This window comes from Streptosporangium sp. NPDC006013, from assembly GCF_040614275.1.
In the GTDB taxonomy this organism is placed as follows: domain Bacteria; phylum Actinomycetota; class Actinomycetes; order Streptosporangiales; family Streptosporangiaceae; genus Streptosporangium.
In genome coordinates this window covers 1-14,560 of the sequence record NZ_JBEXUE010000254.1, presented here as the reverse complement: position 1 = coordinate 14,560, position 14,560 = coordinate 1, and the positions used below count along the sequence as shown (strand labels likewise).

The window sequence follows — 14,560 nt, the reverse complement described above, 5'->3', positions numbered from 1 at the left end:
ACAGGAGCTTCGGCACTGCCTCACCGCCCATCAACGACCCACTGGGCCCTGATAGTACGTCTAATCTTGCTGCTCAAAAAGGAACGCAGCACTAGTGGTTCGGCTCGCGGCCTTGGCCGGGTAATCGACGTACCGTCTCATGGTCAGCAGACTGTCTGCAGGACCTGATCTTGGAGGTGGCCGTGGGACGTCGACCGAGTGTGTTCGTCCGGCCGGTCAGCGTGGAGGAGGGATGCAGGCTGCAGCGGGTCAGCCGGACAGCGAAGGATCCGGTCCGGCTGCGGCGGGCGATCGTGGTGCTGATGTCCGCCCAGGGCCAGACGGTCAAGGACATCACCTCGCTGATGCAGGTCGGCGAGGATTACGTCCGCGATGTCATCCACGCGTTCAACGAGCGGGGGTTCGACGCGCTGGACCCAAAATGGAGCGGGGGACGCCGGAGGACGATCAGTGAGCGGGTGCGTGAGCACATCCGCCTGATTGCCCGGACGTGCCCCGCCGACTGGGGTATCACGGGCTTCGCCACCTGGAGCCTGTCCACACTCGCCGACCACCTCGTCGACTGCCACGTCGTGCCCAGGATCAGCCGGGAGACCCTACGGCGCATCCTGCACGAAGGCAAGGTCTCCTGGCAGACCACCACGACGTGGAAGGCGTCCACCGACCCGGACTTCATCACCAAGATGCACCAGGTCCTGGCGTTATACGACAGACCGCCGGCCGACGGACGGGTGATCTGCGTCGATGAGTTCGGCCCGCTGAACCTGATGCCGCGCAAAGGCAAGGCCTGGCGCCCGGCGGGCAAGCCCCGCCGCCTGCGGGCCACCTACAACCGCTACGGCGGGGTGATGCACATGCTCGCTGCTCTCGACCTGGCCACCGGCAAGATCTACTACCGCATCCGCAAACGCAAACGGTGGCGCGAGTTCCTCGGCCTGCTCAAGACGCTGCGGGAACGCTGGCCCGGGGAGAAGCTGTACGTCGTGCTGGACAACTTCTCCCCGCACAAGCACGCCGAGGTCCGCACCTGGGCCGCCGACAGCGACATCGAGCTGGTCTTCCTGCCTACCTACGGCTCCTGGCTGAACTGGATCGAGTCCGAGTTCGCCGCGCTGCGCTACTTCGCACTCAACGGCACAGACCACCGCACGCACAACGAGCAGAACGCCGCTATCGCCGCCTACATCCGCTGGCACAACGCCCGCGCCGAGCCGAAGACCCGCTTCGCACCCGAGTCAGCCATCCGGCAGTGGACCGAATACCCGGCCAAGGCTGCGGAACAGAGCCCAACGACAGCGATCTTCGCGGGGTGTACGTGGGGCTGAGGGGCGGCCGCGGTCTGATCGACGAGGAACGCATCCGAAGGTTAGGTCACCAGGGTACGACCCCGTTGTCGTCGAACAGCTGGCCGGTCGGGCCGTCGTCCGACAGGGTCGCCAGCCGGATGGCGATCGCCGCGCCCTGCTCAGGGGTCTGGGTCCCGCTGAATCCGTTGAGGTCGGTGGCCACGTAACCGGGGCAGGCGTTGTTGATCAGGATGTTGGTGCCGCTCAGCTCCTTGGCGTACTGGATGGTGACGGCGTTGAGGTAGGTTTTCGTCGGCGCGTAGGCCCCACTGATCCCCCCGAGGTCGACGCCGGGCGCGGTCTGCAGTGTCAGGGAGCCGACGTGGCTGGACTGGTTGACGATCCGCGGGTGCTTCGAGCGGCGCAGCAACGGCAGCATCGCGTTGGTGACCCTGATGACGCCGATGACGTTGGTCTCCACCAGTCGCCGCACGGCCTCAAGGTCGATGGTCGTGGGTTCCTCCGGCCAGCCGCCGGCAACGCCGGCGTTGTTGACCAGTACGTCGAGCCGTCCTGCCCGCTCCTCGATCAGTTGGACTGCGGCGGTCACGCTCCCGCCGTCGGTCACGTCCAGGGGTACGCCGAATGCGTCGGCACCAGCCGCGCGCAACTTGGCCACGGCGTCCTCCCGGCGCTGCTCGTCCCGGGCGCCGACACCGACACTCCAGCCCCGCGCACCCAGCCCGGCCGCGATCTCATACCCGATTCCCTTGTTCGCGCCAGTGACCAGCGCGATCGCCTTCTCGCTCATGACAGCGAGCATGCCCGCACTGCAGCCGGGCACCAACACCATCTCGGTAGTGCAGCAATACCCGAGCGATATCGATCTGGCGTCTGCCGTCATTAGCCTGGGCTCATGGAAATACGCGAGCTGCGGTACTTCGTCGCCGTCGCCGAGGAGCTGCACTTCGGCAAGGCTGCCCAGCGCCTCGGGATAGCCCAGCCGCCCCTGTCCCGCACGATCATCCAGCTCGAACGGCGGCTCGGAATCGCACTGCTGGAACGCAACAGCCGCAAGGTCACGCTCACCGAGGCCGGAGGCGTGCTGCTGGCCGAAGGGCGCGCGATCCTCAGCGCAGTGACCGCAGCTGAGCGGCGTACCCAACGGGCCGCGGCAGCACACCCCAGCCTCGTCCTCGCCGTCAAATCCGGCACCGCTGGCGAGCTGCTGACGAAACTGCTCGACGCCTACACCACGGAACCCGGCGCAGCCACCGTCGAGCTGCTGCTCTGCGAGGCACACCAGCACCAGCAGCTGCTGCAGGACGGGCAAGCCGACGTGGCTCTGCTACACCTGCCCTTCGACTCAGCAGCCGGGCTCGACACCGAAACCCTGTACACCGAGGGACAGGTCGCGGTCCTGCCGGCCTCACACCCGCTCGCCAGCCGCTCCCAGGTACGGATGGCCGACGTCACCACACTGCCAAAGCTCCCGATAGCCCGCTGGCCCGGTCCCGGCGGCAGCTACCCAGAAGGGCCGGGCGCAGAGGTACGGAACCTAACGCAGCTCTTCCAGCTGATCGCGCTCGGCCGTACCACTGTGGTCATTCCCGAGTCAGCCAGCGCCGACCTGCGCCGGGGCCTCGCCGCCGTGCCGGTCCTGGACGCTCCGCCCGTGACAACGGTGATCGCCTGGCCGCCGCACAGCCGCCTTCGTGCAGTTGCTGACCTGATCCGCGTTGCAACACGTCTTTGAACTCGGATTAGGAGGGCGGCCACCCAACGACAGCCCCGATCAAGCACCTGTCAGCTCAACGCTCCTGCATCAGCGAGGTAGTGTCCTTGAACGTCTGCCCCTGGGCGGGCGGATATCAGCACCACGATCGCCCGCCGCAGCCGGACCGGATCCTTCGCCGTCCGGCTGACCCGCTGCAACCGGCGGCCCTCCTCCATGCTGACCGGCCGGACGAACACACTCGGTCGACGCCTCACGACCACCTCCAAGATCAGGTCCTGCAGACAGTCTGCTCACCTGACCGGCGGCACGTCGGTTACCCGGTCAACGATGCAAGACGAGCCACTAGGTCCGGCGGTCCTCCATCTCCCACAGGTGGTCGAGGACGTGCCAGGCGATGCGGCGGGCGGCGTAGCGGACGGGCCAGCCGCCGGGGACCGGTGGGCGGCCGTCGGAGGGCCGGGACAGTACCTCGGCGAGATCCGCGCGCATCGCCGCCAGGTCCGCGGGCTCGCGTGGAGGTTTGTGGCGGACACCGACCTTGCGGGCGTACGCGCGCTCGGCCTCGACGACGTGGGCGACCATCTTGTCGCGGTCCCTGCCGCCGCCGCGCGGCCCCTTGCGCAGTTCCTCCGGCGAGACGGCGGCCGCCTCGCCGAAGAGCTTCCAGGCCGCCTCGACCAACGCGACGGCCCGAGCGGCCTCCGCCTCACCGACCGGCTCGGCGTCGAGCGAGGGGATCGCCTCGATGGCCCCGAAGTCCGTGGTGGTGCCGCCCTTGGCCCGCTCCACCACCACCGGGTCCGTCGGCTCGAAGAGCAGCCCCGCCCGCTCCGCGACGACCCGGTAGCGCGGCGCGTACGTCACCAGCGCCTCCAGCGCCTCCTCCTCGGATCTGCCGATCCGGCACCAGCCCGGCCACTCCACCGAGCAGGCGAAGACCTTCTTGGCACCGATCTCCAGGTAAACACGTGTCATGTACGGCAGCATGGCACCCGTACCTGACAGATCACGGCAGGAATACTCCCCGCCCGGCGGGCAGGCTCTAGTCGATCAGCTCGATCAGGTCGGCGACCGAGTCGACCACCAGGGAGGGGCGGAACGGGTAGCGGTCGATCTGGTCCCTGCTGACGACCCCGGTCAGCACCAGGATCGTGTGCAGCCCCGCCTCCATGCCGGAGACGATGTCGGTGTCCATCCGGTCACCGATCATCGCGGTGCTCTCGCTGTGGCCGTCGATGGCCCGCAGCGCGCTGCGCATCATCATCGGGTTGGGCTTGCCCACGAAGTAGGGCTCCACCCCGGTCGCCTTGGTGATCATCGCGGCGACCGCGCCGCAGGCGGGCAGCGACCCCTCGTTGGAAGGCCCGACCGCGTCGGGGTTGGTGGCGATGAACCGGGCGCCGCCCTCGATCAGCCGGATCGCCCGGGTGATCTGGGTGAAGCTGTAGGTGCGGGTCTCGCCCAGAACCACGTAGTCGGGGGCGATGTCGGTGAGCACGTAGCCGATCTCGTGCAGGGCCGTGGTCAGGCCGGCCTCCCCGACCACGTACGCCGAGCCTCCGGGGCGCTGGCCGTCCAGGAACCTGGCGGTGGCCAGCGCGGAGGTCCAGATCGACTCCGGCGGGATGTCCAGGCCTGCCGCGCGCAGTCGTACGGCGAGGTCACGCGGGGTGTATATGGAGTTGTTGGTCAGGACCAGGAACCGCTTGCCGGACTCGCGCAGCCGGCGGATGAACTCGTCTGCACCGGGCACCGGGTGTCCTTCATGGACGAGGACCCCGTCCATGTCCGACAGCCAGCACTCGATCGGCTTGCGCTCGTCCACCGTTCTCCCCTGTTCCGGCCATATATGTACGAGAACCAGGATGGCAGGGCAAGGCCGACAATGCGCCATCAGGCCCGTACATCGGAGCATCTCGCAGTTGAACGGCCGCCCAAACGGGCCTCCGGCCACCGCACGGTGCCGGGCCGCCCCTACCCGTTCCCGCTCCGGCCCCTGTCCGTGGATCTTGCCGTGGCGGGCAACGGTGAGCGAAAGACCCAGGGGCCATGGCCTAACACACGGTCCGCCAGGTCTGTTCCTCGATCAGTTCTCTGCTCCGCCAGCCGTACATGGTGCGGACCAGGCGGTGGTGGTACCAGCCGCCGCCGCGGATGAGCCCTGCGGTGTCGGCGGCGATCATGTCCCTGGACGGCGCGAGCGTGTCGGTGAACGAGGCGGTGACCGCCGCCTCGTCCCCGTCGAACCTGATGGTCATCGCCCCGATCAGGTGCTGGCGTCCCGGCCAGGTCGGCAGCACCTCGACGAGCCATCGCCGCGCCTCGTCCCTGCTGCCCCTGATGCCGCCCGCCGAGGTGTAGTCGATCACCGCGTCCGGGGTGAAGACCAGATCGAGCCGTTCCCAGTCTCCGGTGTCCACCGCGTAGGCGTATCTGGCGAGCAACTCGCCGATCTCCAGCCGGTCCGCCATCTCCTGTGCCCTCATGCCCCTATCGAACCAAACGCTTGATCAGGGCGCGAGTGCCTCCAGTGCCTCCTCCGCCCTGCGCATCGACTCCTCGGGGTCGGCGTCGGGCGATCCGATCTCCGGATCGAAGTTGAGGTCGTGGAAGACGTCGGTGACGCCCTTGGCCGCCAGCCTGTCGACATCCTGCCTGATCTCCTCGAACGAGCCGGTCAGCGGCTCTCGTCCGGCCGTCCCCGAGGGGCGGATGCGGGTGACGCCCCGGGTGACGAAGCGCAGCGCCTCGGGATCGCGCCCGGCGTCACGAGCCGCCTCCTTGGCGACGGAGATCTTCTTGTCGATCTCGTCGAGGTCCTCGCGGCTCGAACTGATCCAGCCGTCCGCCAGCCGCCCGACGCGCCTCAGCGCCACCTCCGCCGACCCGCCCAGCAGGATCGGCGGCACGGTGGGCGGCTTGGGATCCTGGTACGCGGCCGGCAGCTGGTAGAACTCGCCGCTGTGCTCCACGACCTCCTCCGTCCACAGGCGCCGCAGCAGCGGGACGAACTCCTCCCCGCGCCGCCCGCGCCGCTCGAACGACGCCCCCGAGGCGGCGAACTCCTCGGGCAGCCAGCCCAGCCCGAGTCCCACGTCCAGCCGCCCGCCGGAGACCGCCTGCAGGCTGGCCAGCTGCTTGGCCAGCAGCGCGGGCGAGACGAACGGTATGTTGAGCACCGCGACCCCGAGCCTGATCCGGCTCGTCAACCCCGCCAGGTAGGCGAGCGTGACCACCGGGTCGTGCACGCTGCGGTAGATCGGGCCCATGTCGTGCCCCTGCGGATAGAGCAGACGCTGGAAGGTCCACACCTCGTGGTAGCCGAGTTCCTCGGCCCGGCGCGCGACCCGCGTCATGTTGCCCGGCGTCGCCCATGATCCCGACACCGGCACCGCAAACCCGATCCTCATATCTCGTACTTTATGCGGCTGCTCGGCAAGATCCTGGATCGAGTGGTTCACTTGCTCGGTGGACAGCGACGACCTGATCGACAAATTACGCCGGATCGGCGTCGAGTACGGCGGTGTGGCCGGCACCGTGCTGCCGACCAGGCCGGACGTGATCATCATGCGGGCCGGCTCCGTCGTGGTCAAGGCGCACGCACCGGGGGCGGAGCGGGAACCGCTGGTGGAGCGGATGCGGGCCGCCGCCCATCCGGCGCTGCGCCAGATCATGCTCCAGCCGGTGACCGAGGAGGTCATGACCGCCGGGGATCGGCTGGTCACCGTCTGGCCGGCCGGGACTCCGGTGGACCCTGAGGATCCGGACGCGGCGCCCTGGGAGGCCGCCGCCCGGCTGCTGGCACGGCTGCACGCCGTACCCGCGCGGACCCTGCCCCCGCTGGGAGCCGCGGGAGGGCCGAGCCGGGTGGCCGCGACCGTTGCCCGCCTGGGCGACCGCTCCGCCGCCGAACTGGCGGTACGCCGGGCCTTCGGCTGCCTGCCCACCCCTTCCGCGAGCCCCGGCGGCCTGACCCACGGCGACTGGCACATGGGCCAGATGGTCCGCGCGCCGGACGAGTGGATCCTCATCGACATCGACGACCTGGGCGTCGGCGACCAGGCATGGGACCTGTCCAGGCCCGCCGCCTGGTTCGCGGCCGGGCTGCTGGAACCGCAGGTGTGGCACCGCTTCCTGGATGCCTACCGCGCCGCGGGCGGGGGCGCCGTCCCACTGGACGGTGACCCGTGGGAACGGCTGGAGATCCCGGCGCAGGCGATGACCGTACAGCTCGCGGCGGCGGCGGTGGCCACCGCCGGGCGGGCGGGGCGCCCGCTGGACGAGGTCGAGGAGATCCTCGTCGAGGCGTGCCTGAGGATTGTCCGACACAGAAGCGCCTGCCATGCTGTGCCCACGCAGTAGGTTGTGGTTACTTGGTAATCACGCCCGAAAAAGGAGACCAGCCAGATGCAGTGCCCCAAGTGTCGGGGCGCCATGCGCACCTACGAGCGCAACGGCGTCCACATCGACCAGTGTGAGAGCTGTCGCGGAATCTTCCTGGACTACGGCGAGCTTGAGACGCTGACCCGCATGGAGAGTCAGTGGTCACAGCAGTCCCACGCTGCTCCGCCGCCTCCTCCGCCGCCGCCCGCGCACGGCGCTCCCGGCTACGGCGCTCCCGCCTGGGGTGCACCGCACCACGGTCACTACGGTCACCACCGCCAGCGCAGCTGGGTGGGGATGCTCTTCTCGACCTGATCGGAGCCGGGGGAACACAGGGACCGCGATCTCAACACGAGATCGCGGTCTTCGCGTCCGTGGCGGCCCACCGGAGAGCAGGTCAGCTGGGGAAGTCGCCCGGCTTGATCCGCTTTGGCTTCACGGTGCCCCCCGTGACGGCGTGCAGGGTGATCGTCCAGTCGGTCCAGCGGATCTGGGCCGCGGTGTAGACGGTCCTGAACCGCACGGACTTGCCGAACTGCTCGAAGTCGCACGACCGGGTGAAGCTGCGGGCCTTGGAATCCCAGTCGCTGCCGAAGGTGTAGTAGATCTTGTAGCTGCCGTCCCGCACCCCCCGGATCTTGAACTTCGACTTCTTTCTGACGTATACGGTGACCGCCTTCCGCTTGCCGCGCACCAGGACGACGACGGCGTCCTGCCGGGTGCCGTTGCGCAGTTCGAGGAAGGCGCGACTCGGACGGCCCTCGGAGGCGATGAACCTGCCGTTGGACAGCCGGCGGGTGCGCTGTTTGGGCGCCTTGACCGAGATGACGCTCGCCGGATATCCGCTCAGCGCGTCGGCCGCCTTCTCCACATCGGACAGCTCCCCCGCTCTGTCCATGCCGGTCAGCACGGCGGGGCCGGTGCAGAACCGCTGTGCCTCGGCGTCCCGGCGGGCGCCTCCGAAGGCGACCGACAGGGCGCGCAGGGCCTCGACGTAGTCGTCGTGCTGGACCTTCACCTCCGCGGGAGGGGCCAGGTCGGCCAATCGGGTCACCGCGCCGTCCACCGCGGTGGAGGTCTGCTTCAGCCGCTTGTCGAGGGTCTTCAGCCCGCCGGTCGCGGCCAGCTTCTTCACCGCGGCACGCACCGGGCCGCGCGCCTTCTCCAGCTCGGTCCGGTACTCCTCGGGCGTCAGCGTCACGGCGGCGGGTGAGGTGGCGGGTGAGCCGGTGGGCGGCGAAGAGGCCCGGCCGCCGGACCCCTGGCCCACTCCGGCCACACCGCCCGCGGTGGCCGGGCCGACCACCTTCTCGTCAGAGGACGCGGTGCAGGCGGTCAGGGCCACCAGGGTTGCCACGGCACAGGCGAGGATACGGGGGGTAGTCACTTACCAAACTATTGCCGCATCGATCATTGTCCGTCAAACAGTGCCGGAAAGTCGGTGGTCTCCACCAACCCCCCTCCCGATTCACGGACAACCACCGGGTGATACCGACGGATCCCAGGAACGGCAGGTCATGGCTGACCACGACGAGCGCGCCCGATAGGCCTCCAGAGCCTGGGCGAGCTCTCCGACGCCATTGGGATTCCGTAGAAAATCGTCATCGGGACAATAAAGGGTCTGCCGAGGTCGGATACGCGCCAGGCCGGAAAGGCGGCTCGTACGACGCGGTGTCCGAAGCCTCAGCACCCCAACGGCCCTCCTGCGGGAGGGGAACATGACAGCACACCTCTGGTCCTGTCAAGCCTTTTCCCGCACCCTCCGCCATCTGGAGCTCCGAACCGGTTTCGGCTGTTTCCCGGCGGCCGATATGGCGGCGCGAGGTCATGTCCGCCACCACAGACGGGACAACATGATCTACCCCCACACCACCCGGAGGACCGGAGGCTGACACGCCCCCTCATACCGACCAGTACGGGTGAACATCCTCGGCCCGGCTCTCGCCGGAGTGCGTGGAAGAAAACGGCGAAAAGCCCGGGTGCTTACCTAAATCGGGTCTTTCACCCCCGAAGGCCACCCGCGCCATGAGGAGTTCCCGGAAAACCATGCCATCGGATCGGGAGACCTTTGGAAACAACTACCCTCGCCACTTGAGGTGTAGCTCAGAGTGATTAAACGCCTTTGATTAATTCTTGTCGGGAACCCTAGGGCAATCAGACTGAACCGCTACCTTTGCCTCCCTGAGATGACCGTTCTCACGCTTCGCACCTAGCGTGAGTCAGATCCGGACGCCAGGCCGAGTGTCGTCCTCGATACCGGTCAGGCGTCTTGGCAGCCCGGGTATCTCCCAGGGTTCCACCAATTCGGCAGGGAGTGATCTCTCATGATCATCCTCAGGAACATGCTCGCAGCCGGCGCGATGGTCGTCTCAACCCTCGCCGCCCCCGTAGCGATGTCGGCCCAGCCCGCCAGTGCCGGCACCGTGGCACAGGAGGCCACCACGACCGTCCTCACCGCCGCTCAGAAGCCCTGCAGGGAACACGCGAATCCCGCGAGGTGCTTCGCCAGGCGCCACGGTGGTGGCGGCGGTGGCGGCGGCGGTGGCGGCGGCGGTGGCGGTGGTGGTGGCGGCGGTGGCGGTGGCGGTGGCGGTGGCGGAGGCGGCGGCGGCGCCAATGTCACCAACACCAACACCAACACCAACATCGTCGGCGGCGGAGGCGGCGGCGGCGGAGGCGGCGGTCCCCGTGGCGGTGGCGGCGGAGGCGGCGGCGGAGGCGGCGGTCCCCGTGGCGGTGGCGGCGGAGGCGGCGGTGGCGGCGGCGGCGGTGGCGGCGGTGGCGGCGGCTGATCCACCGACAGCCTCGGAGACCATCGCCAGATGCACCCGAGACCGCACGTGCCAAGCGATGAGGCGCTAGGAACACCGGCGCCCGCCCGACGATCGGGACGGCTCCGGCAGTGAGCCCACGTCAACAGATCGGGATGTTCCGCACCGGTCGCCCTCGGCGACCGGTGCGGATCCCGATCACTGTCGAGACGTCACCCGGATCTCAGCCGGACGGCCGGATCACGAGGAGCGAGCGCGGGCGTTTGGTGAACTCCGCCTCGCCCGTGACCGTGAACGTCTCACCGTCACGCGCCAGCGGCAGCCGGCCCGAGGGAGCCGAGAGGCGCAGCGTGTCGGCCTGCCACTGCTGGTAGTGGCGTGAGAGCTTCACCCTTGCGGCCAGCAGGCTGAGAAACACCCGCACCCGGGGCAGCCGGTCGGCGGCGGCGAGCACGCGGATGTCCAGCAGACCGTCTTCCAGGCGTTGCCGCCTGGCGGGAGCACCACCGCGTGCCTCGTAACGACAGTTGCCCACGAACACCGTCCAGACACGCCTGGGCACACCGTCCACGATGAGATCCACCGGCCGCGCGCCCCCGGGGCCGAGGACCTCGGCCATGGCCCAGAGCAGCGCGGGCCACGTGCCGATCCGGCTCTGCCGCCGTTCCCTGCTCTCCGCCAGTGCCTGGTAGAGGCCCACACTGACGGAGTTGACGAACGTCCGGCCCGCGACCTCACCGACGTCGACGGCCACGAGGTCACCGTTGCGGTACGCCTCAGCCGCCTCCTGCACGGTCTCGACTCCGAGTGCGCGGGCGAATCGGCCGCGGACGCCCGTGGGGACGACCAGCAGCGGGGTCGCCGCGCCCGCCGTCTCCTGTGCCGCGAGGTTGACCACGGCGTCCCCTCCGGCCACCGCGAGCACCTTGGCCCGCGAAGCGGCGTCCCGCACGGCGGCCCCGAGGTCGGCACCCGGCGCCACCTCGACGACCTCGGCCCGGGGAAGGGCCGCGCGCAGCGTCTCCGCCGTTCCCGCGGCGGCGTCGGCCGCGCCGTCGACCACGGCGACCGCCCCCTCGCCCTCCGGGTCGAGCAGAGCGGAGGGCGCCGTGAGGGCGGCGCGGGCGTGCCCCGCCTCTCCGGCGTCGGGCCAGATGCGGCGGGTGACCAGTCCCGCCGCCACGCCGATCCCGGCCCCCGCGAGCACGTCGCCCGGATAGTGCACGCCGGTGTAGACGCGGGAGAAGCAGACGGCGGCCGCGAGAAGCGCGACGGGGACCGCGACCGCGCGAGGCGCCTCCATCGCCACGGCCGCGGCGAAGGCGGCCGCCGAGGCGGAGTGGCCCGAGGGGAACGACGCCGAGGTGGGCATCTTGATCAGCCGGGCGAGCGGGAGCCCTTCTGCCGACGGCCGGCTCCGGCGGAAGGCCTGCTTGCCGACCAGGTTGACCAGCGGGCTGGCCAGGCTGACCGCGAGCAGCCCTCTGGTCGCGGCGCGGCGCAACGGCCGGCGCCCGCTGACCGCGAACGCTCCGGCCACCCCGGCCCACAGCAGGGAGTTGTCCGCCGCGCGTGACAGCGCGGGCACGACACGTTCAAGACCGGGCAACCTCGCGCTCGCCACCATGGCGAACACCCTCCGGTCCAGCCTGCTCAGCCGTGAGCTCAACCGCATGCGTCACACCCTCCCGCGACGACGAAGAACGATGACAGAGGAACGGACAGTCATTTGATTCTGCCGCCTACCCCGACAGGCGGTGCCCGGCACGTCCCCACCGCTTCCATGCTTCTTGTCAGAACGGCTTTAACGACACGGTCCCGCTAGGCCCTGTCCTCCGCCCCGGCTTCCGGCGCGGCGAGGATCGCCGGCTCGTAGCCCCGGGCGGCGAGTTCGGCCTCGATCGCGGCGCAGACGGTCTCCACCACCGTGACGCGGGCCAGGCGTTTGTCGTCACCGGGGACCACGTGCCACGGCGCCTTCGGATGGTCGGTACGTGCGAGCATGTCCTCCACCGCGGTCTCGTACAGCGGACGCTTCTCGCGGTTGCGCCAGTCCTCGTCCGTGAGCTTCCAGGCCCGCAGCGGGTCACCGGCCCGGTCCTGGAAGCGCCGTAGCTGCTCGTCCTCGGAGACGTGCATCCAGAACTTGACCAAGATCATTCCCTCGGCCGTGAGGGTCCGCTCGAACTCCACGATCTCCCCGTACGCGCGGGACCACTGCTCCTCGCCGGCGAAGCCCTCGACCCGCTCCACCAGCACCCGGCCGTACCAGGAGCGGTCGAGCACGGTCATCCCGCCCCAGCCGGGCAGGACCGGCCAGAACCGCCACAGGAAGTGGTGGCGCTTCTCGTCGTAGGTCGGCGCGGCGAACTGCGCGACGCGAACGTGGCGCGGGTCCAGCGGGCGCACCAGCCGCTTGATGGCACCTCCCTTGCCCGAGGCGTCCCACCCCTCGAAGACCACGCACAGCGGCGGACCGATGCGCTGCTCGCCGATCTGACCGCCGAGCGTGAGCCGCAGGTGGAGCAGGCGTTCGAGAGCGGCGTCGAGACGCTCGGAGGCCTCGCTCTTGGTGAGCTTCCGTGACAGGTCAACCTCAGCCAGGCGATTCATACTGACAAGCCTTGCATGTCCCACCCCGTGGGCACTCCCGGAGAGCGGCTCCGGTCGCGCGCTGTCAGGTCAGGCGTTCCCGGTAGACCTCTCTGGCCCGGCCGATCAGGTCAAGATGGTCGGTGAGCTGCCCGGCCGTCTCGAAGACGCCCTCCTCGCGAAGGAGCGCCTCCAGGGTGTCCAGCCACTCCAGGCACCAGCCGACGTCCTCGGCCCTGGCCACGTGACGGCCGTCCACGTCGAGGTAGACCGGGCTGGTGTGGGCGTACACCTCGCCGGTGAAGGACCGCTCGTGCGGGCCACCGGTGGCGAGGGCGACCACGTAGGTGGGGTCGCCGACGACCAGTTCCGTGGTCAGCTCGCCGGGCGGCCCCTCGGCCAGCACGCCGTCGGCCGTGCGGATCTCCAGCCGCTGCACCTCGGGACCCACCGACCGGGCGGTGATCGTGATCCGCTCGCCCGGCGACAGGTCCAGGGTGGCACCGGGGCCGTGGCCTCCGGCCGACAGCTCCAGCCAGGGGCCGGTGGTGCCGAAGGTACGGCCCCTCCTGACCGCCTCGGCGAACGACGCGGCGCTCAGCGCTCCGTCCACCCGGGCGTAGACCCGCGCCCAGCCGGGCGGGTTGGACTGGTTTCCCCGCCGGGCGAAGGAGACCATCGCATCGGTCCCCGCGGTGACCGCGATGCGGTTGCCCGCCCCGATCAGGTGCCGGTAGACGGCGGCGGTCGCGGTGATCGAGGTCTGGCTGAGCACGTCGAGGGTGTCGACGAGGCCGAGGGCCGCGTCGGCGACGATCTCCCTGGAGGAGCAGTTGCGTCCCCGCAGCAGTGCCTTGTCCGGTGCGTCGGCGTCGGCGAACGGCGTGTGGAAGGGATGACTGTAGCCGGTCACGGCGCCGAGGCCGCGGAGTTCCTCGCAGGCGACGCTGTTGGGCGGCCAGTCGGCGGTGCCGAGGAAACCCGTGTGGAACCGTGCGGGCGGAGCCGAGACGCCGAAGGCGTAGAGGTGGCCGAGCAGGTCGTTGCGGTACTCCACCCCGATCCTGGCCACGTGCGAGGCGTCGGACCAGGGCAGGTCACGTCCCGCCCAGTGCTCCAGCGCCTCGGAGTCGTAGACCCGCTCGGAGGAGACGTTCCCCGCGACCAGGTTGAGGACGTGCAGGTCCTCGCCGTGCTGCATGGTCCCCGCGAGCTCGGGCGTGCCGACCATGTCGCCTGCCCAGTTGAGGTGGACGTGCATGTCCCCGCCGTACCAGCCGAGGGCCGCCGCGTCGTAGAGCCGCTCTGGGGTCAGCTCGACGAGGGTCTCCTCCCCCGCGGCCGGGGTGAGCGTGACCTCGGCGGAGCCGTACTCCATGCCCCTGGAGACCCGGACCGTCAGTGTCTCGGCCGGGACGTCCAGGACCAGGTCGTCGCCGTGGAAGTAGGGCATCACGTGGTAGTCGTACCTGTCCGGGGCACCCTCGGGATACCAGCCCTGCCCGTGCTCGCCGTACACGCTCCACTTGCACGCCAGGCCCGCGCGCACCCGCAGGCGGGCCGCGGGAGCCCGGCGTGCCAGTGACGACAGGTCGACCGGTAGGCCGTCGGCGACCACCTCGCTCCGATTCGTGATCTTGATGAGCCGGGCACCGCCGGGGCCGACCACGTGCGCCCGCCCGTCCACCAGCACGGCGACGGCATCCCGCAGGAGTTCGAGGCCATCCGCAAGGGCGAGATCGACGCCACGGTCTCCCAGCCGGCCGACCTCTACGCCAAGTACGCGATGT

At 69.8% G+C, this 14,560-nt stretch carries 14 protein-coding genes; 5 read left to right on the top strand and 9 right to left on the bottom strand.

Annotated elements, in window-relative coordinates; genetic code table 11:
• The first annotated feature begins 182 nt into the window (after positions 1–182).
• Positions 183–1,325, top strand: a complete 1,143-nt coding sequence (locus ABZ260_RS31335) for an IS630 family transposase (protein ID WP_355625024.1) — start codon at positions 183–185, stop codon at positions 1,323–1,325.
• Positions 1,326–1,371: 46 nt separating this feature from the next.
• On the opposite strand, the gene ABZ260_RS31330 is transcribed toward ABZ260_RS31335, so the two are convergent.
• Positions 1,372–2,097 (bottom strand): SDR family oxidoreductase, encoded by a 726-nt coding sequence (locus ABZ260_RS31330; protein ID WP_355625022.1) that lies wholly within the window; start codon positions 2,095–2,097, stop codon positions 1,372–1,374.
• Between the two features lie 105 nt (positions 2,098–2,202).
• Between ABZ260_RS31330 and ABZ260_RS31325 the strand changes: the two genes are divergently transcribed.
• Complete coding sequence (locus ABZ260_RS31325) at positions 2,203–3,042, top strand: LysR family transcriptional regulator (RefSeq protein ID WP_355625020.1); 840 nt, start codon at positions 2,203–2,205, stop codon at positions 3,040–3,042.
• Positions 3,043–3,366: 324 nt separating this feature from the next.
• Here ABZ260_RS31325 and ABZ260_RS31320 read toward each other — a convergent pair whose 3' ends face one another.
• From ABZ260_RS31320 to ABZ260_RS31305, 4 genes are all read right to left on the bottom strand, one after another.
• Positions 3,367–3,999 carry a hypothetical protein gene (locus ABZ260_RS31320; protein WP_355625018.1) on the bottom strand — a complete coding sequence of 211 codons (633 nt, stop codon included), beginning with the start codon at positions 3,997–3,999 and terminating at the stop codon, positions 3,367–3,369.
• Positions 4,000–4,066: 67 nt separating this feature from the next.
• Positions 4,067–4,849, bottom strand: coding sequence for an HAD-IIA family hydrolase (locus ABZ260_RS31315; protein ID WP_355548600.1), 783 nt, complete (start codon positions 4,847–4,849; stop codon positions 4,067–4,069).
• Between the two features lie 229 nt (positions 4,850–5,078).
• On the bottom strand, positions 5,079–5,510 hold the full coding sequence (locus tag ABZ260_RS31310; protein WP_355625016.1) for a nuclear transport factor 2 family protein: 432 nt from the start codon (positions 5,508–5,510) through the stop codon (positions 5,079–5,081).
• Between the two features lie 24 nt (positions 5,511–5,534).
• A complete protein-coding gene (locus ABZ260_RS31305; protein ID WP_355625014.1) occupies positions 5,535–6,434 on the bottom strand; it encodes a TIGR03619 family F420-dependent LLM class oxidoreductase in 900 nt (299 codons plus the stop codon).
• A 58-nt stretch (positions 6,435–6,492) separates the two neighbouring features.
• Between ABZ260_RS31305 and ABZ260_RS31300 the strand changes: the two genes are divergently transcribed.
• Both ABZ260_RS31300 and ABZ260_RS31295 read left to right on the top strand, forming a co-directional pair.
• A complete protein-coding gene (locus ABZ260_RS31300) occupies positions 6,493–7,386 on the top strand; it encodes a phosphotransferase (protein WP_355625012.1) in 894 nt (297 codons plus the stop codon).
• A 45-nt stretch (positions 7,387–7,431) separates the two neighbouring features.
• Complete coding sequence (locus ABZ260_RS31295) at positions 7,432–7,722, top strand: zf-TFIIB domain-containing protein (protein ID WP_355548588.1); 291 nt, start codon at positions 7,432–7,434, stop codon at positions 7,720–7,722.
• Positions 7,723–7,804: 82 nt separating this feature from the next.
• On the opposite strand, the gene ABZ260_RS31290 is transcribed toward ABZ260_RS31295, so the two are convergent.
• Complete coding sequence (locus tag ABZ260_RS31290) at positions 7,805–8,794, bottom strand: hypothetical protein (RefSeq protein ID WP_355625010.1); 990 nt, start codon at positions 8,792–8,794, stop codon at positions 7,805–7,807.
• 937 nt (positions 8,795–9,731) lie between these two features.
• On the opposite strand from ABZ260_RS31290, the gene ABZ260_RS31285 reads away from it, so the two are divergent.
• Positions 9,732–10,199: a hypothetical protein gene (locus ABZ260_RS31285; protein ID WP_355625008.1), complete on the top strand. Its 468-nt coding sequence runs from the start codon at positions 9,732–9,734 to the stop codon at positions 10,197–10,199.
• A 202-nt stretch (positions 10,200–10,401) separates the two neighbouring features.
• Here the strand turns inward: ABZ260_RS31285 and ABZ260_RS31280 are convergent, their stop codons facing one another.
• The 3 genes from ABZ260_RS31280 to ABZ260_RS31270 form a co-directional block, all read right to left on the bottom strand.
• Entirely contained in the window at positions 10,402–11,853 is a 1,452-nt protein-coding gene (locus ABZ260_RS31280; RefSeq protein ID WP_355625006.1) for a phosphatase PAP2 family protein, read from the bottom strand.
• Positions 11,854–11,999: 146 nt separating this feature from the next.
• A complete protein-coding gene (locus ABZ260_RS31275; protein WP_355625004.1) occupies positions 12,000–12,791 on the bottom strand; it encodes a UDP-galactose-lipid carrier transferase in 792 nt (263 codons plus the stop codon).
• Positions 12,792–12,855: 64 nt separating this feature from the next.
• Positions 12,856–14,463 (bottom strand): CehA/McbA family metallohydrolase, encoded by a 1,608-nt coding sequence (locus tag ABZ260_RS31270; RefSeq protein ID WP_355625002.1) that lies wholly within the window; start codon positions 14,461–14,463, stop codon positions 12,856–12,858.
• Positions 14,464–14,560: the final 97 nt, after the last annotated feature.